The 18,596-nt window shown below is 65.3% G+C and carries 20 protein-coding genes; 8 read left to right on the top strand and 12 right to left on the bottom strand.

Annotated features, from left to right (window positions below):
• Positions 1-63: 63 nt before the first annotated feature.
• Both RSPPHO_RS11895 and RSPPHO_RS11890 read left to right on the top strand, forming a co-directional pair.
• The gene (locus RSPPHO_RS11895) at positions 64-681 is read left to right on the top strand and encodes a YitT family protein (RefSeq protein ID WP_041795302.1); all 618 of its coding nucleotides are present in this window, start codon (positions 64-66) and stop codon (positions 679-681) included.
• A gap of 28 nt (positions 682-709) precedes the next feature.
• The gene (locus RSPPHO_RS11890) at positions 710-1,906 is read left to right on the top strand and encodes an amino acid aminotransferase (protein ID WP_041795299.1); all 1,197 of its coding nucleotides are present in this window, start codon (positions 710-712) and stop codon (positions 1,904-1,906) included.
• A gap of 52 nt (positions 1,907-1,958) precedes the next feature.
• Here RSPPHO_RS11890 and RSPPHO_RS11885 read toward each other — a convergent pair whose 3' ends face one another.
• From RSPPHO_RS11885 to RSPPHO_RS21080, 3 genes are all read right to left on the bottom strand, one after another.
• Positions 1,959-2,372 carry a heavy-metal-associated domain-containing protein gene (locus RSPPHO_RS11885; RefSeq protein WP_041795298.1) on the bottom strand — a complete coding sequence of 138 codons (414 nt, stop codon included), beginning with the start codon at positions 2,370-2,372 and terminating at the stop codon, positions 1,959-1,961.
• 203 nt (positions 2,373-2,575) lie between these two features.
• Positions 2,576-3,610: a hypothetical protein gene (locus RSPPHO_RS21735; RefSeq protein ID WP_041795296.1), complete on the bottom strand. Its 1,035-nt coding sequence runs from the start codon at positions 3,608-3,610 to the stop codon at positions 2,576-2,578.
• The gene (locus RSPPHO_RS21080; protein WP_339325383.1) at positions 3,528-4,895 is read right to left on the bottom strand and encodes a DEAD/DEAH box helicase; all 1,368 of its coding nucleotides are present in this window, start codon (positions 4,893-4,895) and stop codon (positions 3,528-3,530) included. The genes RSPPHO_RS21735 and RSPPHO_RS21080 overlap by 83 nt, the downstream gene beginning before the upstream one ends.
• 250 nt (positions 4,896-5,145) lie before the next feature.
• On the opposite strand from RSPPHO_RS21080, the gene RSPPHO_RS11870 reads away from it, so the two are divergent.
• From RSPPHO_RS11870 to RSPPHO_RS11860, 3 genes are all read left to right on the top strand, one after another.
• Complete coding sequence (locus RSPPHO_RS11870; RefSeq protein WP_041795293.1) at positions 5,146-5,709, top strand: hydrolase; 564 nt, start codon at positions 5,146-5,148, stop codon at positions 5,707-5,709.
• A gap of 99 nt (positions 5,710-5,808) precedes the next feature.
• A complete protein-coding gene (locus RSPPHO_RS11865) occupies positions 5,809-6,381 on the top strand; it encodes a cyclic nucleotide-binding domain-containing protein (protein ID WP_041795291.1) in 573 nt (190 codons plus the stop codon).
• A 119-nt stretch (positions 6,382-6,500) separates the two neighbouring features.
• Complete coding sequence (locus RSPPHO_RS11860) at positions 6,501-7,151, top strand: TetR/AcrR family transcriptional regulator (protein WP_014415471.1); 651 nt, start codon at positions 6,501-6,503, stop codon at positions 7,149-7,151.
• A 52-nt stretch (positions 7,152-7,203) separates the two neighbouring features.
• Here the strand turns inward: RSPPHO_RS11860 and RSPPHO_RS11855 are convergent, their stop codons facing one another.
• From RSPPHO_RS11855 to RSPPHO_RS17945, 3 genes are read right to left on the bottom strand one after another with little or no spacing between them, the layout of a single operon-like run.
• Positions 7,204-7,989 (bottom strand): EAL domain-containing protein, encoded by a 786-nt coding sequence (locus tag RSPPHO_RS11855; protein ID WP_014415470.1) that lies wholly within the window; start codon positions 7,987-7,989, stop codon positions 7,204-7,206.
• Positions 7,986-8,297, bottom strand: coding sequence for a hypothetical protein (locus RSPPHO_RS11850; protein WP_014415469.1), 312 nt, complete (start codon positions 8,295-8,297; stop codon positions 7,986-7,988). Before RSPPHO_RS11850 ends, RSPPHO_RS11855 begins: the two co-directional genes overlap by 4 nt.
• On the bottom strand, positions 8,294-8,833 hold the full coding sequence (locus tag RSPPHO_RS17945) for a transposase (protein WP_051013857.1): 540 nt from the start codon (positions 8,831-8,833) through the stop codon (positions 8,294-8,296). The genes RSPPHO_RS11850 and RSPPHO_RS17945 overlap by 4 nt, the downstream gene beginning before the upstream one ends.
• 356 nt (positions 8,834-9,189) lie before the next feature.
• On the opposite strand from RSPPHO_RS17945, the gene RSPPHO_RS11840 reads away from it, so the two are divergent.
• Both RSPPHO_RS11840 and RSPPHO_RS11835 read left to right on the top strand, forming a co-directional pair.
• Positions 9,190-9,543, top strand: a complete 354-nt coding sequence (locus RSPPHO_RS11840; RefSeq protein ID WP_069187549.1) for a heavy-metal-associated domain-containing protein — start codon at positions 9,190-9,192, stop codon at positions 9,541-9,543.
• 44 nt (positions 9,544-9,587) lie between these two features.
• On the top strand, positions 9,588-9,959 hold the full coding sequence (locus RSPPHO_RS11835; RefSeq protein WP_051013856.1) for a magnetosome protein MamC family protein: 372 nt from the start codon (positions 9,588-9,590) through the stop codon (positions 9,957-9,959).
• Positions 9,960-10,433: 474 nt separating this feature from the next.
• On the opposite strand, the gene RSPPHO_RS11830 is transcribed toward RSPPHO_RS11835, so the two are convergent.
• Positions 10,434-10,655, bottom strand: coding sequence for an ethanolamine ammonia-lyase light chain EutC (locus RSPPHO_RS11830; protein ID WP_041795286.1), 222 nt, complete (start codon positions 10,653-10,655; stop codon positions 10,434-10,436).
• A gap of 2 nt (positions 10,656-10,657) precedes the next feature.
• Positions 10,658-12,049: an ethanolamine ammonia-lyase subunit EutB gene (locus tag RSPPHO_RS11825; RefSeq protein ID WP_014415465.1), complete on the bottom strand. Its 1,392-nt coding sequence runs from the start codon at positions 12,047-12,049 to the stop codon at positions 10,658-10,660.
• Positions 12,050-12,369: 320 nt separating this feature from the next.
• On the opposite strand from RSPPHO_RS11825, the gene RSPPHO_RS11820 reads away from it, so the two are divergent.
• Positions 12,370-14,064, top strand: coding sequence for a methyl-accepting chemotaxis protein (locus RSPPHO_RS11820; protein WP_014415464.1), 1,695 nt, complete (start codon positions 12,370-12,372; stop codon positions 14,062-14,064).
• 596 nt (positions 14,065-14,660) lie between these two features.
• Here the strand turns inward: RSPPHO_RS11820 and RSPPHO_RS11815 are convergent.
• Genes RSPPHO_RS11815 through RSPPHO_RS18375 form a run of 4 tightly spaced genes read right to left on the bottom strand, consistent with a single transcriptional unit; the run spans position 14,661 to position 18,344 of the window.
• Positions 14,661-15,800, bottom strand: a complete 1,140-nt coding sequence (locus RSPPHO_RS11815) for an ABC transporter permease (protein ID WP_041795284.1) — start codon at positions 15,798-15,800, stop codon at positions 14,661-14,663.
• A complete protein-coding gene (locus RSPPHO_RS11810) occupies positions 15,797-16,738 on the bottom strand; it encodes an ABC transporter ATP-binding protein (protein WP_041795282.1) in 942 nt (313 codons plus the stop codon). Before RSPPHO_RS11810 ends, RSPPHO_RS11815 begins: the two co-directional genes overlap by 4 nt.
• Positions 16,735-17,703 (bottom strand): HlyD family secretion protein, encoded by a 969-nt coding sequence (locus tag RSPPHO_RS11805; RefSeq protein WP_041795280.1) that lies wholly within the window; start codon positions 17,701-17,703, stop codon positions 16,735-16,737. Before RSPPHO_RS11805 ends, RSPPHO_RS11810 begins: the two co-directional genes overlap by 4 nt.
• Complete coding sequence (locus RSPPHO_RS18375; protein WP_041795278.1) at positions 17,703-18,344, bottom strand: TetR/AcrR family transcriptional regulator; 642 nt, start codon at positions 18,342-18,344, stop codon at positions 17,703-17,705. Before RSPPHO_RS18375 ends, RSPPHO_RS11805 begins: the two co-directional genes overlap by 1 nt.
• Positions 18,345-18,596: the final 252 nt, after the last annotated feature.

Below are 18,596 nucleotides of genomic sequence, written 5' to 3'. Positions count from 1 at the left end.
AAGGCCTCTCCAGGGGACTGGACGTGGGGCGCTGTCCTTCTGGAAAAAAGGGGAGAAGGGATCATGGATGCAGAGGGCTTGAAGGACACCCGGGTGCCTCATAGTCGCTTGGAAGATGCGGTGGCCCTGGTCGTGGGAACGCTCATGGTGTCCTTTGGGGTCACCTTGCTGCAAAAAGTGGGAGCCCTGACCGGAGGAATGGCCGGTCTCTCCATTCTTCTTCATCATATGACCGGCATACGCTTTGGTGTTTTGTTCTTTTTTCTTAATATGCCTTTTTACTATTTGGCATGGCGTACCTTGGGGAAGGTTTTTGTCCTTAAAACATTTTGTGCCATCGCCCTGGTCTCGGGCTTTGCCGAACTGCACCCCCAGTTTATCCAGATCGCGGGTCTGGAAACGTTTTATGCCACGGTGATCGGCAGCGTGATCATGGGGCTTGGCTTTATCGTCTTGTTTCGGCACCGGGCCAGCCTGGGGGGCTTCAATATGTTGGCCCTTTACCTGCAAGATCGCTACGGTATTCGCGCCGGCTCGGTCCAGCTGGTGCTGGATCTGGCTATTTTGCTGGCGTCCGTGGTCCTGGTGCCCGTGCCCGTTCTGATCGCCTCCGTTGTGGGGGCTGTGATCTTGAACATCATGATCGCCATGAACCATCGGCCCTATCGCTATCTCGCCTGAGGCCCCTCATCCCCACGTGGACGGAACGATGTTCGAGCATGTCGATGCGTATGCGGGAGATCCCATTCTCTCGCTCATGGAACGGTTCAAGGCTGACCCTCGGCCGGAAAAGGTCAATCTGAGCATCGGCCTTTATTATGACGAAGACGGCAAGGTGCCCTTGCTGCGGGCCCTGGCCGAGGCCAAAGCCCGTCTCGACGCCCGGCCACCCGAGGCCAAGTTGTATTTGCCCATGGAAGGCTTGGCCTCCTACCGCGATGCCATCCAGGCCCTTTTGTTCGGCGAAGACAGCGCTGTCCGGGCCGAGCGCCGCGTCGCCACCCTCCAAACGCTGGGCGGCTCCGGCGCCCTCAAGGTGGGCGCCGACTTCTTGCATCGCTATTTCCCCCAGTCCGAAGTGTGGGTCAGTGCGCCAACCTGGGACAATCACGTCGCGATTTTCGAGGGCGCCGGCTTTCGTACCCACACCTATCCCTATTTCGATCCCACGACCCGGGGCGTTGATTTCACAGGCATGTTGGCCTGCCTCGCCACCTTGCCCCCCCAGGCCATCGTGTTGTTGCATCCCTGTTGCCACAACCCGACCGGTTCCGACCTCACCAACGCCCAGTGGGACCAAGTGGTCGAGGTCGTGCGTGAGCGCCGGCTCATTGCCTTCCTCGACATCGCCTATCAAGGCTTTGCCGAAGGCATGGAGGAGGATGCCTACGCCCTGCGTGCCCTGGCGGCGGCCGGCTTGACCTTCCTGGTTTCCAACTCGTTTTCCAAGATCTTCTCCCTCTATGGGGAGCGCGTCGGCGGGCTGTCCGTGGTGTGCGATACGGAGGAAACGGCCCAGCGCGTGCTCGGCCAGCTCAAGGCCGCCGTGCGGCGCAACTATTCCAGCCCGCCGACCCGGGGCGCGACCCTGGTCGAGATCGTCTTGCACGACCCCGACCTCAAGGCCACCTGGATCGCCGAGGTCGCAGCCATGCGCGCGCGCATCGTGGCCATGCGGGAGAGCCTTGTTGTCGCGTTGAAGGAAGCCCTGCCGGCGGTCAATGTCGATCACTTGGTCCAGCAGCGCGGCATGTTCAGCTACACCGGTCTGAGTCCCGAGCAGGTGGATCGCCTGCGCGACGAGTTCGCCATTTATCTGGTGCGCAGTGGCCGGATTTGTGTGGCTGGCCTTAACCTGGGGAATGTTGATCGGGTGGCGCAGGCTTTTGCGCGTGTGGTGGCCTGAATGAAAAGGCTGGGGAGGCACGGCCTCCCCAGATCCCGCGACTTCCTGGGTTTTAGCGGATGGCGGCGCTCACCAAGCCGACCACGCCGCGTTCGATGGTGCTTTTGATCAAGGCGCCGGCGAGAGCCTTGCCCAAGGCGCCGCCAAAAGCCGCCGCCGCCGTACCCACCAGCGGGGATAGGGGGAGCTTGGCCGGCGGGGCCGGCACCGGGGCGGGCAGGTGAAGCAAGGAGGTGCCGGGGCGTAGCCGATGACCCTGGGCCCGGATCGCCGCCAGCAGATCGTCCTCGACCACCCGCGCGGGGTCATAGATCACGACGAGACTGTTGGAGCGCGGGTTAAAGGTGACTTCCTCCACCCCGTCCCAGGTCGCCAGGCTCCGGCACAGCTGCCGGGTCTCTTCCACCGCGCGAAATGAGCGGGTCTTGACGCGCAGGCGACCCGGCACACTGTGAATATAGGCCATTCCCTGTCTCCCGTCTGAGAGGCCGTGACGACTATGGATAATGATAGTCATTCTCGCTTGGAAGGCAAGCGAAACGCCGGCTTCATGGGAGGCTATTAACCCACGGGTGGGGATTGGGACAGGGATGGTTTGATGACACGCCCTGAGGGAGAGCAGGGGAGGCCAGAACGAGGGTCTGGGGAGGCCGCCGCCTCCCCAGTTTTTTACTCCTCGGGATCCTGAGGAGCCTCGACCGGCGCTTCCTCCGCGGCTTTGCGCTTGGTGGTGCGACGGCGCTTGGGTTTGGCCTCTTCCCCAGCCTCGCCTTCCGTTTGCGGGGCTTCGGCCGCAGGCTCCGCCGTCTTGCGCGCGCGTGTGGCCCGCTTCTTCGGCTTGGGCGCCTCTTCTCCCGGGGCGCTGGCCGGCGTGTCCTCGGCCGGCGTGTCCTCGGCGGCTTTGCGCTTAGGGGCGGCGCGGCGCCGCTTGGGCTTGGCCTCGGGCTCAACGGGCGCTTGCGCGACTTCTTCCGCCGCGGCTGGGGCTTCTTGCACGATCAGCGGGGGCAGGGCAGGGGGCTGGGGGGTGTCCAAGACCACGTCGGGCACCGGGGCGAGGGAGGTCTCCTCGGGCTCGGTCGGGGCGACGGGCGCCAGCTCTTCGCCTTGCCGTGGGGCAACCGCGATTTCGTCGGGCAGGGCTTCCCCGGCTTCCTCAGGGGTGTCGGGGAGGTCACCAAAGGGGGAGGCTCCCTTCTCTTCCTCGACGCTTACTTCCCCAACGACCCGCGTCTCTTCGACGGCCCTCTCTTCTTCGACGACCGGGACCTCCTCGACGGCCGGAGCCGCCGAGCGCCAAGCAGGGTCACCCCGTTCGCCCCGGTCCCGACGCCGGCGCGAGCGGGCAGGGGGGGCGTCCTCGATTCGGGGTTCACCGGCTAGATCCAGGGCGGTCTCGTCATCGTCGAGGGGCGTTTCCATCACCTCGGTGATTTCGGCCCGTGCGCTGGGGCCAAGGTCCAGATCAGCGTCGTCGTCCTCGATCGGGATCTCCGGGGGAAGGAGACACGGCGTCAGGATGAAGGCGGGCGGATAGGCGCCAAAGCCAATCACCCCATCCTCGATATCCAACTCCATGACCTCGGACTGGGGATCATCGCGCCAGCGCCCCTTACGCCCGTTACGGGCGTTGCGCTCGGCGCGGGGATCGGGCCGCCGAGTTTCCTCGCGCCGAGGCTCCTCGCGGGGAGGACGTGCTGCCACGGGGGCCGCCTCTTCTGCGGGGGCGACCGGTGCTGGAGCCGCAGGGCGGCTGCGCTCGCGTCCACGCCGCCCCAGCCGCTCGCGCCGTTCGGGCTTTTCGGCCTTCTCGGGCCGCTCGGTGGTCTCTTCGTTGTCGAGATCCAACACGGGCAGGTCCTCCAGAGGCAATCAGGGGCACGGGGCGCCCCAGCAGGCTTTCGATGGCCCGCACATATTTGGCATCGGCAGGGGTGGCAATGGTGTAAGCCTTGCCCAAGCGCCCGGCACGGCCGGTTCGGCCAATGCGATGGATATAATCCTCGGGGTGGGTTGGCACATCAAAGTTATAAACGTGGCTGACATCACTGATGTCGATGCCGCGTGCCGCGACATCGGAGCAGACAAGAAGGCGAGCCTCGCCTTTTTTAAACTGCTCCAGGCGCTCGGTGCGCACATACTGGGGCATGTCGCCATGGAGCGCCACGGCATCGAAGCCATGCTTGCTCAACGACCGGTGCAAGATATCGACATCGCGCTTGCGGTTGCAAAAAATGAAGGCATTGGCCACATCCTCGCGCCGAAGCAGGTGGCGCAGGGATTCCCGCTTGTCGTGATGCGACACCACGACCAATCCCTGTTCCACGGTGTCGGCGGCCTTTTGCGTCTGTTCGACGCGCACTTCCTTCGGGTTCATCAGGAAGGCATCGGCTAGGCGGCGGATTTCCTTGTCCATGGTGGCCGAGAAGAACAAGGTCTGGCGCATCTTGGGCAGGAGGCTGACGATACGCTCGACATCGGGAATGAAGCCCATGTCGAGCATGCGGTCGGCCTCGTCGATCACCAGCACCTTGACATCGCGCAGCAGGATCGACCCGCGCTCGAACAAGTCAATCAGCCGTCCCGGCGTGGCGATGAGGACATCAACCCCCCGGTCCAGGGCCTTTTGCTGCTCGCCCATCGACTCGCCCCCGATGAGCAGCGCCATCGACAGCTTCTGGTACTTGCCATACAGGGTAAAATTATCCGCAACCTGGCTGGCCAGCTCGCGGGTCGGGGCAAGAATCAAGGAGCGGGGCATGCGCGCCTTGGCCCGACCACTCGCCAAAATGTCGATCATGGGCAAGGTGAAAGACGCGGTCTTGCCCGTGCCCGTCTGAGCAATGCCCAGCACGTCGCGACCCTGCTGCACAACGGGAATGGCTTGGGCCTGGATGGGAGTGGGGGTGGTATACCCCACCTCCTCGATGGCCTTCAGGGTTTCGGGGCTGAGGCCGAGATCGGCGAAGCGCATGAACAATCGGTCCACGGGTTGGAGGGGCTCCTCTGCAAACGACGGCACCCTCACCTGGGGCATCCCCCGGGGGTGGTTTCCATAGTCGCGGGGCCTCGTCTCAAGGGAAGCCGGGCATGTGAAGTTCAGCACGACCGGGGCACGGGTTCCGCGTGCGAGCGAGGGCACTATATCCCCGGCACGTTTTCTGTCAACGACATGACTTGCGGGACGCGCGGGTTAAGGACACCATGTCTTTCGTCCCATGCCTTTCGGAGAGCTGCCCATGACCGCCCCCGTACCCTCGCTGATCAAAGCCGACGAGAGTGTGCTGGTGATCATCGACGTTCAGGAGAAACTGTGTCCGGTTATGGCGGACCCGCGCCGCGTTCTGCTGAACGGGTCGCGCCTTTTGCGTGCGGCCAATCGCCTGGGGGTTCCTGTTGTCGTGACCGAGCAGTATCCCAAAGGCCTCGGTCCCACCATGCATGATATCAGGGTTGACATGCCGCAGGGAGCGATGGTGGAAAAGAGATTCTTCTCGGCAGCCCTGGAGCCCGCCGTCCGGGAGCGCCTGGAGTCTCTGGGGCGCCGGCAGGCGGTTCTTTGTGGAATCGAGATGCACGTTTGCGTCACTCAGACCGCCCTGGGTCTCAAGGATCAGGGCTGGTCGGTGTTCGTTGTTGAAGATGCCTGTTCGTCGCGCTCGCCCGAGAGCGTCGCCCAGGCAAAACAGCGTCTCGCCACGCAGGGGATCCCTCTGGTTAACGTTGAGATGGCTCTGTTTGAATGGCTGGCAACCAAGGACCATCCGGCGTTCAAGGAAATTTCGACCACGTTGATTCGCTAGGCAGCGTCCGGGAAAAAGAGGCCTCTCTTTTTTCCCCGCCGTTTTCTTCGAATCGACAAGTGTGTCGTGGTCGTTGCCCCGGTCCAGGGAGCTCAGGCGGTGGAAAAGGTACCTTTCTTGGCAGGGGAGACCCTGTTCGTTCAGGGAGCGCCGGGGGATGCGGCTTATATCGTCGAAAGCGGAGCCATCGACCTGTACCACGTCAACGAGGTCGGCCAGCAAATCCACCTGGGCACCATGACCCGGGGCTGCCTCTTTGGCGAGATGTCGGTCATCGACGGCAGTCCGCGCATGGCGACCGCCATCGTTCGTGACCCCAGCGTGGTCTTGTGTATTCCGGCCGAAATGTTGCGGGCCAAGCTCCAGGGCATTGACCCCTTCGTGCGCGGCGTGATCAAAATTTTGATGGAAAACTTGCGCACCGTCCATCGGGTCTACCTTAAGGTGCCGCGCTCGTTTGACGACCACGCGACCCAGTTTCGCGAAACCTCGGAGTCCTTGGCCCGTTTTTGTCAGGACACCGGGCTGGGTCAGGACAACCCTGAGGTGGCACACGCTCTCGCCGCCGTGACACAGGCCGTCGCTGCCCTGGAGGCCTTGGCTGCCCAGGGGGTGGGCCGCGCCCTGGAGGGTCCTGATCCCCTGGCCGGAAGGCCCGGATTGCAAACCTGATCTTGCATTCAGTTCTTTTCCTTCGTGGCCTTCGGTTCCCTGGAGTCCGACTCTAGACCGCAGGGTGCCTTCTCGACCATTCTCGATCATTTTGTCACAGAAGTCTTAAGGAAAGCCTCATGGCTCGCAGCAATACCCGGCAGATCATCCTTGACGCGGCGCTGGAGTGTTTTTTGGCCCAGGGGTTCGCCGGCACGTCGATCGCGGATATCCGGGCGCGGTCGAAGGCCAGCACCGGGAGCATTTATCACTTCTTTGATGGCAAAGAGAGCCTCGCCCTCGCGTTGTGCGCCGAGGGCTTGAAGTCTTGGGCGGCGGCGGTCTGTGTCGTGCCCGCCAACGGTACCCCGGAACAGATTGTCCGCGCCATGGTCACCGGCATGGTGTGCTGGGCCCTCGACAACGAGCGCCTGCACCGTTTCATGATGCAAAGCGAATTCCTGGCCCCGACTGCGGCCCAGAACTCCGACTTGATCGACGTGATGATGGAGGCCCGTCTCGCCCAGGAACGCATTTTGCGTGGCCTTAATACGTCGGGCGAAACCCGCGTGCTGCCGGCCGACCTCATGCGCGCCTTGATCCTGGGCCCGGCTGAGGCCTATCTGCGCGAACGCGCCCACGGCCGCGCCGCCTCTTTGCCCGAGGAGGCGATTGAGACCCTGGGAGCCGCCGCTTGGCTCGCCGTGCGCCACCCCGATCCGGCGTTGGCCGGCCTTGCCCCGCCCCGCCCCTTGCGCGCGGTGCGCAGCCGGGCGTTTGATCTCGTTTAAAAGAAGACGTGAGGGGCCTGGGGAGGTCGCGCCTCCCCAGCCTTCCCTTCCTTCAGGCGACCGCCACCGAGCGCAGGCAAGAAGGGCCCTGGCTCAAGGCACTGAGCGGGCCCTCGAATCCCAAAAAGCGCTCGCGGAACAAAAATCCTTGAATCAGGTCAAACCCGCTGTCGCAGGCGATTTTTAGCTGTTCTTCGGTTTCCACGCCCTCCAAGACGGTACGCTTGCGGGTGGCCTGGGCATAGGCCAGCAAGCTGTCGAGCAAGGGACGATCCTTCCCCCAGTGCTGAAGCCACTGGCGGTCGAACTTCAAAAAGCCAGCCAGCGACATCTGATACAAGGACAGCAAAGTCCCCGGCGCCCCAATGTCGTCAAGGGCCAGGGGGATGCCCCGGGCATGAAGATCCCGGGTGGTCCGTTCCACGAGATCGACGTGGGCGGTGTGGGTGTTTTCGATCAGTTCCACCACCACGCGCGGCCGCAAGGCCAGCAGATCATCAAGAACCCGCTGGGCCCGGCCGGCCTCCAGACCGGCCAGGGCACAGGGGTCGAAGTTGACGAACAACAGGCCCTCGGCGGGAGCACAGCGGATCTGAAAGCGCTTGAGGGCCACCTCGGCGGCGAACAAAATCCCCGGCCCGGCCCCATGCAAGGCATCGAACACCCGATCCGGCGCGATGGCGCGGCCTTGCGTGTCGCGAAATCGGGCCAGCGCCTCGTGCCCCACCACCACGCCGGTGCGCGGATCGACCAGCGGCTGGTAGACAACGCCGATAGTCTTCACGGCAAAAAGATCGCGCACGGCGTCGATCCACGCCCAGGGCTGGAGCATGGTCATGGAATACTGTCCGGCCGCCGTTGGGCCCCCGGGCCATAGAGCGTGGTGTGCCAGTATGACGTTCCCAGCAAAGCCACCCCAGCCACAATGTGGGCGAGCCGCGTGCTCTTGTCGCGCCGCCCGCCGCCGGTGAGCATGAAGCCGGTCAGAACCAGGGCCCCCAGCGACCCGACCATGGCATTCTTGGCCCAGGTCCGTTCCTGCTTGATGCCGCCGGACTTGGCGGTCTTTGTCGGCTTGGCCACGGCGATGGGAGAGGCGGCCGCTGCGACGGGGGAGGCTACCGCCCGCAAGGGAGTTTGGCTCATGGCGTGCTCTCCAGCAAGGCGGCCTGCGCCAGCAGAACCCGGCGGCGGGGCAGCGCCGGTGATGCGGTCTCGGCGTCGCCGATCAGCAAGGCATCCATGACCAAAGCGCCGCGCTCCGTTTCCCGCCGCAACGCGGTGAAAACCGGATCCTCCGGGTGGTCACCAATGCGGTTGACGATGGCCCAGGCCGTCTTGTGACTGACGCCTGTCGCGCGTTGGATGCGCCCGGCCAGCCCCACCCCCGGCGCACTCAAGGCCAGCCACAGCGCCACGATCCAGCGACCCGTCGCCACATTGGAGCGCTCGAGAACCGTTCCGCGCCGCGCCGAGTACTGTTTGCGGCAGCGCGCGCATTTAAAGCGGATGGCACCGGTGCGTTCGTTGGTCAGGCGATAGCTGTGCCGGAACCCGCAATGGGGGCACAACGCGCGACCACGCGGCCAGCGCAGGGCGTGCAGCAGGCTTTCCGCCGCCTCGGTGTCATCGAACAGGCTCTCACGGGTTATCCGCAGCGGATCCTGGGAGGTTGGCAGCATCGGATCATCTTTCCTCGACCGGGGAACCGGGCCGATAACCGCTCTGGCCATCGACCGCCTGTTCCGCGTTTGGGACTCCAAAGGACCGGGGGAACGTTTCCCGGGGAGGCCCTTGGTTTCCTAGGGTATTGATAGCCGTTGTCATTCGCAACACTCAATGCGAGGACGCTCCTCATTCTCATGTCAATCCAAGGCGGCCGCTAACTAACGGTTTTATCTCTAGGAAATTGGCTCGCGCCCCCTTATTCCGACAGGACAAATGGGTTATTATGGGATCACGTTTCGGCGCCGTAAGGCTTGTCCCGAGACTCCCCCCCCTCTACCCTGGCAACTGCAACAGCACATTGAGGGTCTTGATGCCGTCGTCCGATACCGCCTCCCGACTTGAGGATCTTACATCCCTTATGGTATCCTTGCGGTCCCATGTAACCATTGCCCATCACATTTTGGGCCGGGTTCGCCTGAAAATCGGGCTGGGAGCCCTGGGCGTTGTGGCGGGGCGCGACCAGGGAAAAGCGCGTTTTTCCCTGACGGACCTGTCAACGTTCGTGGGGATCGAGTCGGTTCGCCTTAATTCTGCGGCTCAGTCCGCCATCGTGACCTATGACCCGGCGGTGATTCCCGAGGCCTTTTGGCGGGAATGTCTATCGGTCCCGGAGGACCAACTCGGCCCCTTGATCGCTGCCACCTTGCGCATGCGGGCCCCCTGAGTCGCGGGAGCACGCTACACCCCACCCTGAGAGGGAAGACCTCCATGTCTCATTTCCCGGTTCATGTTCCCGATGCTTATGTCCCGGGAACGTATGCCTTCGCCGAGACCCTGCTGCGCGCCGGGGCCCTGGGCGCCTTGGTCGGCGGCACGGCGGCCTTGGCCGAGCATGCCCGCGGCCTGAAAGACGGCACCTTGACCCGCGATCAGGCGGTGCGCGGCGTGCTCGGCACCGCGGCCAAGACCGGCCTCGCCACAGGTCTCGGCGCCGTGGTGGCCGCCACCTTGCGCGGTGGGCCCTTGCTGACCACGACCGCCGTGATCGCCACGGGGGCCGCTGCCCTTTATGTCATGGACTCTAAAGGAAAACCGGCTGCCAAGGCCGCTCCTGAGTCCGCGCCAACGCCGGCCGCGTAAGCAAGCTTCCGGCCTCCGATACCACGCCCAAAGGAGGGTGATCATGTCCCATTCCTCGGGGACGGCCGATACTTCGGCCCCGGAAAACACCGCGTCCGATCCCAACGCCCCCGCCGCCCCGCCGCAGCCGCCCCATCCGCCGCTCCATGCCTTTGCCCCGCATCCGGGGCCGTTTGGCATTCCGTATATGGCGCCGTGGGCCGGCATCCCGCCGCAGGCGCCCTATGGGGGCATGGCGCCGCAACCGCCACAGGCGCCCTATGGGGGCGCGGCGCCGCAACCGCCGCAGGCACCCTATGGGGGCATGGCACCGCAGCCGCCGCAGGCGCCCTATTGGGGCGCGGCGCCGCAACCGCCGCAGGCACCCTATGGGGGCATGGCACCGCAGCCGCCGCAGGCGCCCTATTGGGGCGCGGCGCCGCAACCGCCGCAGGCTCCTTATGGGGGCATGGCACCGCAGCCGCCGCAGGCGCCCTATTGGGGCGGCCCCTGGGGCAGGGCGGCTTCCAGGGCGTCCCAGTCTACCGCGCCGTGGACGGCGTCGCGGGCCAGGGCGTGGGCCATCTGGAAGTCGAGCAGGGCATCAAGCGGCAGGGCATCGCCGGCCCGGCCCAGGCCAATGCGCGCCCGGGTGGCCGGGCGAAAGCGGGCGAAGGGATCCGGGCGGGCGGCGGGCGGCGAGGGCGGGTGGGTCATCGTCAGGCTCCTTGGGCCAGCAGGCGCCGAACCGGGGCGGCATCGGGGGCCGGGGGAGGCAGGCGGCCCGAGGCATCGAGCAGGCCCATGCGGGCCAGCCAGTCCTCGAACTCGGGGGCGGGGCGCTTATCCAAGAGGTGACGCAGGGTCAAGACATCGTGATAGCTCAAGCTTTGGTAGTTGAGCATGATGTCGTCGGCCCCGGGGATGGCGATCAGGAAGGTGACACCGGCATTGCCGAGCGTCATCATCAGGATATCCATGTCATCCTGGTCGGCTTCGGCGTGGTTGGTGTAACAAACATCCACCCCCATCGGCACGCCCAGCAGCTTGCCGCAGAAATGATCTTCCAGGCCGGCGCGGATGATTTGCTTGGCGTCGAATAAGTATTCCGGCCCAATGAAGCCGACCACCGTGTTGACCAGCAGAGGCGAGAAGGCACGCGCCACGCCGTAGGCTCGGGCCTCCACCGTTTGCTGGTCGAGGCCGTGGTGCGCGTCGGCCGAGAGGGCGGCCCCCTGGCCGGTCTCGAAATACATGACGTTTTGGCCCACCGTGCCGCGCTTGAGCGCTTGGGCCGCCTCGTGGGCCTCGGCCAGTAAGGACAAGCTCACGCCAAAGCTCCGGTTGGCGGCCTCGGTGCCGGCAATGCTCTGAAACACCAGATCGACCGGAGCGCCGCGCTCGATGGCCTCCAGGCTGTTGGTGACGTGGGTCAGCACACAGGTCTGGGTCGGGATGGCGTAGCGCTCGCGCAACTCGTCGAGCATCGCCAACAAGGTGATGCAGGCGCCCACGTTGTCGGTGGCCGGGTTGATGCCGATCACCGCATCGCCGATGCCATAGAGCAGGCCGTCCAAGGTCGAGCCGGCAATGCCGATCGGGTCGTCGGTCGGGTGGTTGGGCTGCAAGCGCGAGCCCAGGCGCCCCGGCAGGCCCAAGGTGGTGCGAAAGGCTGTGACCACCCGCGTCTTGGCGGCCACGCTCACCAGATCGACGTTGCGCATCAGCTTAGAGGCGGCGGCGACCATTTCCGGGGTCAGGCCTGGGGCCAGGGCGCGCAAGGCCTCGGGCGTCGCGGCGTAGGACAGCAGCCAGTCGCGGAACTCGCCCACGGTCATCGAGGCGACCGGGGCGAAAGCGGCGCGGTCGTGGGTGTCGAGGATCAGCCGGGTGACCTCGTCGGTCTCGTAGGGAATCAGCGGCTGGTCGAGGAAAATCCGTAAGGGCAGGTCGGCCAGCACGCGGCGCGCCGCCACTCGCTGCGCATCCGAGGCAGCGGCGATGCCGGCCAGCTCATCGCCCGAGCGCCGGGGCGAGGCCGCCGCCATCACGGTGGTCAGATCGGAAAAAACGTGCCGCTCGCCGCCCGCGATCACCTTAAACCCCGTCATCGGCCCTTTCTCCCTCGGCTGAAGTGCTGGGCATCATGCCGGGGGGTGGGGGGAGGGCGTTTGACATTTCAGCACAAAGATTGGGCTGTCGTGATTTATGCCTAAATGGTAGGCTTTTTACAGGGGGAAGGCTGGGGAAGCGAGCCTCCCCAGACCCCTCCATTCCTGAAGAGAATAGGAAGGGGTATTACAGGAGAGAGTTGGGAAAATAATCCACGGGAAGATAGAGTTGACTTTCCAGGAGAAGGGTTCCACCCTGGCGTTCCTTCAGGAACATTTTTAGCAGCTTATTTCCTTTCTCTTGGTCGGGATTCAGCCCAATGTCGCGGGGTCGCCTCTCCTTTGTCGTGCGTCTGATGGCGGGCGTGCTTTTTTTATCGGTTATTGCTGTCGTTGGTCTGGAAATGGTCGGGCTCGGCGAGTTAAAAGTGCGGGGACCGTTGTATGAGCGCATTGTTTTAGGGAAAGATCTTCTGGCCGATATTTTACCGCCGCCGGCCTATGTCATCGAAACCTACCTTGAGGCGACCTTGGCCTTGCAAGATCCGTCCTCGGTCGAGGGACATGCTCAGGCCATCGCCCGGCTGAAAACAGACTTCGAAGCCCGCCATGCCTTCTGGGAAGGCGCCGCCCTCGAACAAGGGGTAAAGGATGGCATCACCCGTGACGCCTACGCCCCCGCCGCCGCCCTCTTCACCGAGGTGGAGCGGTCCTTCCTGCCCGCCCTGCGCCGGGGCGATCGCCAAGCCGCCGAAGCCGCCTACCAGCGCGTGAGCGCCCTCTACGGGCAGCACCGGCAAGAAGTCGATCGCCTTGTCGTCACCGCCAACGCCTGGAACAGCGCTACCGAAGCCGACGCCGCCCAGCGCGAATCCCTCTTCATGACCCTCATCTGGAGCGTCTCGGCGGCAATGCTGGCCGGCCTCGCCGTCGCCTTGTGGGGTCTCCTCGCTCGCGTCATCCGCCCCGTGGTCGGCATGACCGAAGCCATGACCCGTCTCGCCCGCGGCGACCTCAGTACCCCGGTCCTCGGTCGGGAACGAAACGATGAACTTGGCGACATGGCCCGAGCCCTCCACGTCTTCAAAGTCAATGCCCAAGAGCGCGAAGCCCTGCGCGCCGCCCAAGAAAAACACCGCCAGCAGGCCGAGCGCGAAAAACAAGGCGCCCTCACCGCCATGGCCCGCACCGTCGAAAGCGAAAGCGGCGCCGCCGTCGATCAGGTGGCCCGTCTCGCCGCCACCATGGCCGCCACCACCCACGATGTCGCCTCCTCCGCCGATACCGTCAGCGCCAACAGCCGCTCCGTCGCCCAAGCCGCCGCCAACGCCCTGGAAAGCTCCCACACCGTCGCCGCCGCCTCAGAACAACTCAACGCCTCCATCAACGAAATCGGCTCGCAAATGGTCGCCGCGCGCGAAGCGACCATCATCGCCGTCGGTGCTACCGAACGCGCCCGCGCCACCTTGGCCTCCCTCACCGACGCCGTCGCCCGCATCGACGCCTTCAGCAGTCTCATCCACCAAATCGCTACCCAAACCAACCTCCTCGCCCTCAACGCTACCATCGAAGCCGCACGGGCCGGCGAGGCCGGCAAGGGATTCTCCGTCGTCGCCGGCGAAGTCAAATCCCTCGCCCAGCAAACCGCCCAAGCCACCGAAAATATCGCCACCCAAATCGAAGCCGTCCGCGCCACCACCAACGACGCCGTGCGCGCCGTCCTCGGTATCACCGACGCCATCCAAGCCGTCGAAAACGTCTCCACCACCGTCGCCGCCGCCATCGAAGAACAAAGTGCCGCGACCGGCGAAATCGCCCGCACCGTCGGCGACGCCGCCCGAGCCGCCGAAGACATGGCCCACCGCATCGCCCAGGTCTCGGCCGAAGCCGGCCTCACCGGCGAACGCGCCCAGTCCATGCGCGACCTCATGACCCAGGTCTCCGTCAGCGTCGAAGCCCTGCGTGAGGTTCTGGTCGAAGTGGTGCGGACCTCCACCCAGGAACACGCCGCCTGACGGGTGGGGGGGGTGGAAGGGGAAGGGAAGAGGGAGAGAAGGGATAAAGGCAAGGCTGGGGAGGCGCGGCCTCCCCAGACCCCTCGGGCTCTTTGGTCTTGTGGATATGGGGGGGAGTATAGGAGCAGGGGCGGGTTGGTGGTTTTTTTTGCGTGTTTTTATAGGCTAATTAAGTCTTTGGTTGTTGTTTGGGAGGGGGACCCCGTGGAAAATCGGAAACTTATTGAAATTAAAGAGAAAAACCCCTGTGTTCGGTCGTTTTGCGGATCTCTAGGAAGAGCCATCACCCGGCCTGCGCGTCACCCCGTGGAAAAAGCCCCAAACTTCTCAATCTTGACAGCACGTTAAAAGGGGGTAAGGCTAAAGCCGTTCCGCGATTGGAAGCGGATTGAATTAATTCCTTCTCCTCGGCTGAAATTCACGCACAGCGTGCCGCTGAATCAGCTCTTGAAGAGACTTTTCTTCCTCTTATTCTCAAAGAACCAAACGCAACGAATCTCCCCCCCTTCTTAAAGGAAGGGAGGGGTCTGGGGAGGCCGCGCCTCCCCAGCCTTTCTTTCTTCCCTTACCTTCCCCTTCCTTCCCCTGTCCCCCCCCTAATCCAAAGTCCGGCGGTAGCGTTTGACCGCGAGGGTGGAGACGGCGAGGAGGAAGAGGAGGAGGGGCCAGAGGTCGGGCCAGGCTTCGGCGAGGCCGGTTCCTTTGAGCATGACGCCGCGCACGATGCGCAGGAAGTGGGTGAGGGGGAGGATTTCGCCGAGGGCTTGGGCCCAGATGGGCATGCCGCGAAAGGGGAACATGAAGCCGGACATGAGGATGGAGGGGAGGAAGAAGAAGAAGCTCATTTGCATGGCCTGGAGTTGGGTCCGGGCCAGGGTGGAGAACAGGAAGCCAACGGCGAGGTTGGCGGTAATGAAGATGAGGAGTCCGAGGGCGAGGACGGGGGCGGGGCCGAGCATGGGGACTTGGAATAGTAGGCGGGCGGCGAGAAGGATGACGATGACTTGGAGGGCGCCGACCAGGATGAACGGGGCGAGTTTGCCGAGCATGACTTCCAGGGGGTGAACGGGCATGGCCAGGAGGGTTTCCATGGTGCCGCGTTCTTGTTCGCGGGTGACGGCGAGGGAGGTCATGATGATCATGGTCATGGTGAGGATGGTGCCGACCAACCCGGGCACGACGTTGTAGTGGCTGAGGCCTTCCGGGTTATAGCGGCGCTGGAGGCGGACGTCGGCGGCGCTGGGGGTGGGGGCGAGGGGGGCGAGACTGCCTTGCAGGAGGGGGGCGAGGGCGCTGGTGGTGATACGGTCCATGGCGTTGAGGGCGTTGCCGGTGGCGGCGGGGTCGGTGGCGTCGGCCATCATGAGGAGGGCGGGCCGCTCGCCGCGCAGGAGCTTGCGGGAGAAGTCGGGGGGGATCTCCAGTCCGAATTGGACGGTGCCCTGGGCCAGGAGGCGATCGAGGGTGGCTGGGTCGCTGGGGTGGGCGGTGATGCGGAAATAGCCGCTGGTTTCGAGGCCGCTGACGATGGCCCGGGCGAAGGCGCTGTTATCGCGGACGAGGAGGGCGGTGGGCAGGTGCTTGGGGTCGGTGTTGATGGCGTAGCCGAACAGAAACAATTGCATGACCGGGATGCCGATCATCATGGCGAAGGTCAGGCGGTCGCGCTTCATCTGGATGAATTCTTTGAGCAGCACCGCCCACAGGCGACCGAACGATAGGGGGGCGTGGGTCATGACGGTCCTCCGGGGCCGAAGGGGTCGGGGGCGCCGTCCATGAGGTGGATGAAGGCGTCCTCCAAACTGGGCTGGTCGCGCCGTCCTGTGATGGGTCCCGAGGCCAGAAGGGGGCGGAGCAGGGCTTCGAGGGCGGCGGCATTGGGGCCGCTGACGTGCAAGGTGGCGCCGAACGGGGTAATCCTGGCGACGTTGGGCTGGGTTTCCAGGGTGCGGGCCAGGGCGTTGAGGGGCTCGGGCGGGCCTTCCAGGTGCCAGGTGGCGAGGCCGGCGCTCTTGATGACGGCGGCGACGGAGCCGTTCGCCAGCAGGCGGCCGTAGGCCATGTAGGCGATGCGATGGCAGCGCTCGGCTTCGTCCATGTAGTGGGTGCTGACCAAGACGGTCATGCCCTCGGCGGCGAGCCGGTGGATTTCGTCCCAAAAGGCGCGCCGGGCCTTGGGATCGACGCCGGCGGTGGGCTCGTCGAGCAGCAGCAGCTTGGGGGCGTGGAGGATGCAGGCGGCGAGGGCGAGGCGCTGTTTCCAGCCTCCTGATAGGGTCCCGGCCAGTTGGTTTCGCCGTTCGCCCAGGCCCAGGCGCTCCAGGGCGCTTTCGACCCGCGTGCGTCGGCGATCGAGGCCATACAGGCGGGCGACGAAGTCGAGGTTTTCTTTGATGGTCAGGTCTTCGTAGAGGCTGAAGCGCTGGGTCATGTAGCCGACCCGGCTTTTGATGGCCCAACTGTCGCGCACGATGTCGAAGCCGAGGCAGGAGCCGCGCCCACCATCCGGGCGCAGCAGGCCGCACAGCATGCGCAAGGTGGTGGTCTTGCCGCTGCCGTTGGGGCCGAGGAAGCCGTGGATCTCGCCCTCGGCCACCGTGAGACTGACGCTATCGACCACTGTGCGCCGGCCAAAGCGCTTGGTCAGGCCCTCGACCGCGACCGCCGCGCTCATGACACCGGCGCTCCGGTGGCGGGGGCGACGGTGACTGGCTGGCCGGGGGCGAGGGCTGGGGACTCTATGAAACGGGCCTCGACGCGAAACACCATCTTGGCTCGGGTTTCCTGGCTGTAGATGACGGGGGGCGTGTATTCGGCCTCGGCGGCGATCCGCGCTACCTGGGCCGGCACTGGGGCGGGGCAGCCGTCGCAGCGCACCGCGAGGGGGGTGCCTGGGGTGAAGCGGGCGCGCTCGGCCTCGGGCACGAAAAACACCACCCGCACCGCCTCGGGCGGCAGCAAGGCGATGACCGTGCCGCCGGCCGGCACCCATTCCCCGACCCGGCGCACCGTGTCGTCGATACGCCCGGCCACCGGGCTGGTGATCTGGCGTTGCGCTAAGGCCCAACGCGCCTGGGCGACCGCCGCTTCTGCGGCCCGCAGGGTGGCCTCGGCGGCTTGCAGGGCTTCGGGGCGGGCCGGCAGGCGGGCTTCGGCCAGCCGGGCGGTGAGGGTGGCGACCCGCGCTCGGGCGGCGTCGGCCTCGGCTCGGGCTTGATCAAGCCGGGTGCGCGAGGCGGCGCCGCTGCCCACCAGCCCTTGTTGGCGGGCCAATTCGCGCTGGGCTAGGGTCTGGCCGGCCTCGGCTTCGTCGCGCTGGGCGGCCAGCACCGCCAGGGCCTCGGGCCGCTCGCCGGTGCGCAGGTCGGCGAGGGTGTGGCGGGCCTGATCGGCCCGGGCCTCGGCCTCGGCCAGGGCGGCGCGCTCGCGGGTGGCATCGAGTTGGAACAGCAGGGCGCCCGGGGCCACCGTTTCGCCCTCGGCCACCGCCAACTGCTCCAGCCATCCCCCGGCCGGGGCCGCCAGATGGACCATGTCGCCTTCCACGTAGCCGTGGGCCGAGGATGGTGCGGGAGCGGGGTCGCAGCCGGCCAGCCCGAGCACCGCTAGGACAAACCAGAGTTGGGAGCGAGGGGTCATCACCGGTCTCCTTCCGGGGGGGACACGCACAGGCCGCGTAGGAACAAGTCGGCGTGTAGGGCCAACAGCGTTTCCGGCGGCATGGAGTGCTCTTCCACCGGGCTGAAGGTGATCTGCCAAAGGGCGGTGATCAGGATGGGCGAGACAAACAGCCGCACCGCCGCCTCGGGATCCACCGGCCGGAACTCCCCCGCTGCGATCCCAGCGCGCACGATGCCCGCCAGCAGCCCCAGGCCCCGCCCCACCACCTCGCGCCGATAAAAGCGCGCGATCTCGGGGAACATGCCGCCATCGGCCAGCACCAGCTTGGGCAGCGCGGCGCGCCGGGGGTCCAGGATCACCTGACCCATGATCCCCACCGCTCGGCGTAGCCGCTCGGCGTGAGTGGGGGCGGGGTGGGCCAGGGCAGCTTCGGCTCGGGCAATGTTCTCCACGAGGTATTCGCGCACCACGGCTTCGAACAGCGCCTCCTTCGAGGGGTAGTAGAGGTAGATGGTGCCCTTAGCGATCCCGGCCCGTGCCGCGACATCGTCCATGCGCGTGGCGCTGAACCCCTTGCGGGCGAAGGTCTCGAGGGCCGCTTCCAGGACCTCCGCCGGGCGGGCTTCCTTGCGGCGGCGCCGTGGGCTTGCCTCGGTCATTGTGGGTGTCCTTTTAGTGACTGACTGATCAGTCATTAATGTGCGCTTTCTACGCCCCGGGTGCAAGGGGGATGGTGGGAAGGGAGAAAAGAGAAGGCTGGGGAGGCGCGGCCTCCCCAGACCCCTCGGTTCCTTTGGTGGGTTTAAAAGGGGTCTGGGGAGGCTTTGCCTTCCCAGGCGGGGGGAAGGGGGCGGCAGCCCCCTCTATTTTTCGCAGAAAAATAATTTGTTATAAGGAAATATTTCGAAAAG

Source organism: Pararhodospirillum photometricum DSM 122, assembly GCF_000284415.1.
GTDB lineage: Bacteria > Pseudomonadota > Alphaproteobacteria > Rhodospirillales > Rhodospirillaceae > Pararhodospirillum > Pararhodospirillum photometricum.
This window is presented reverse-complemented; position numbering and strand designations above follow the sequence as displayed.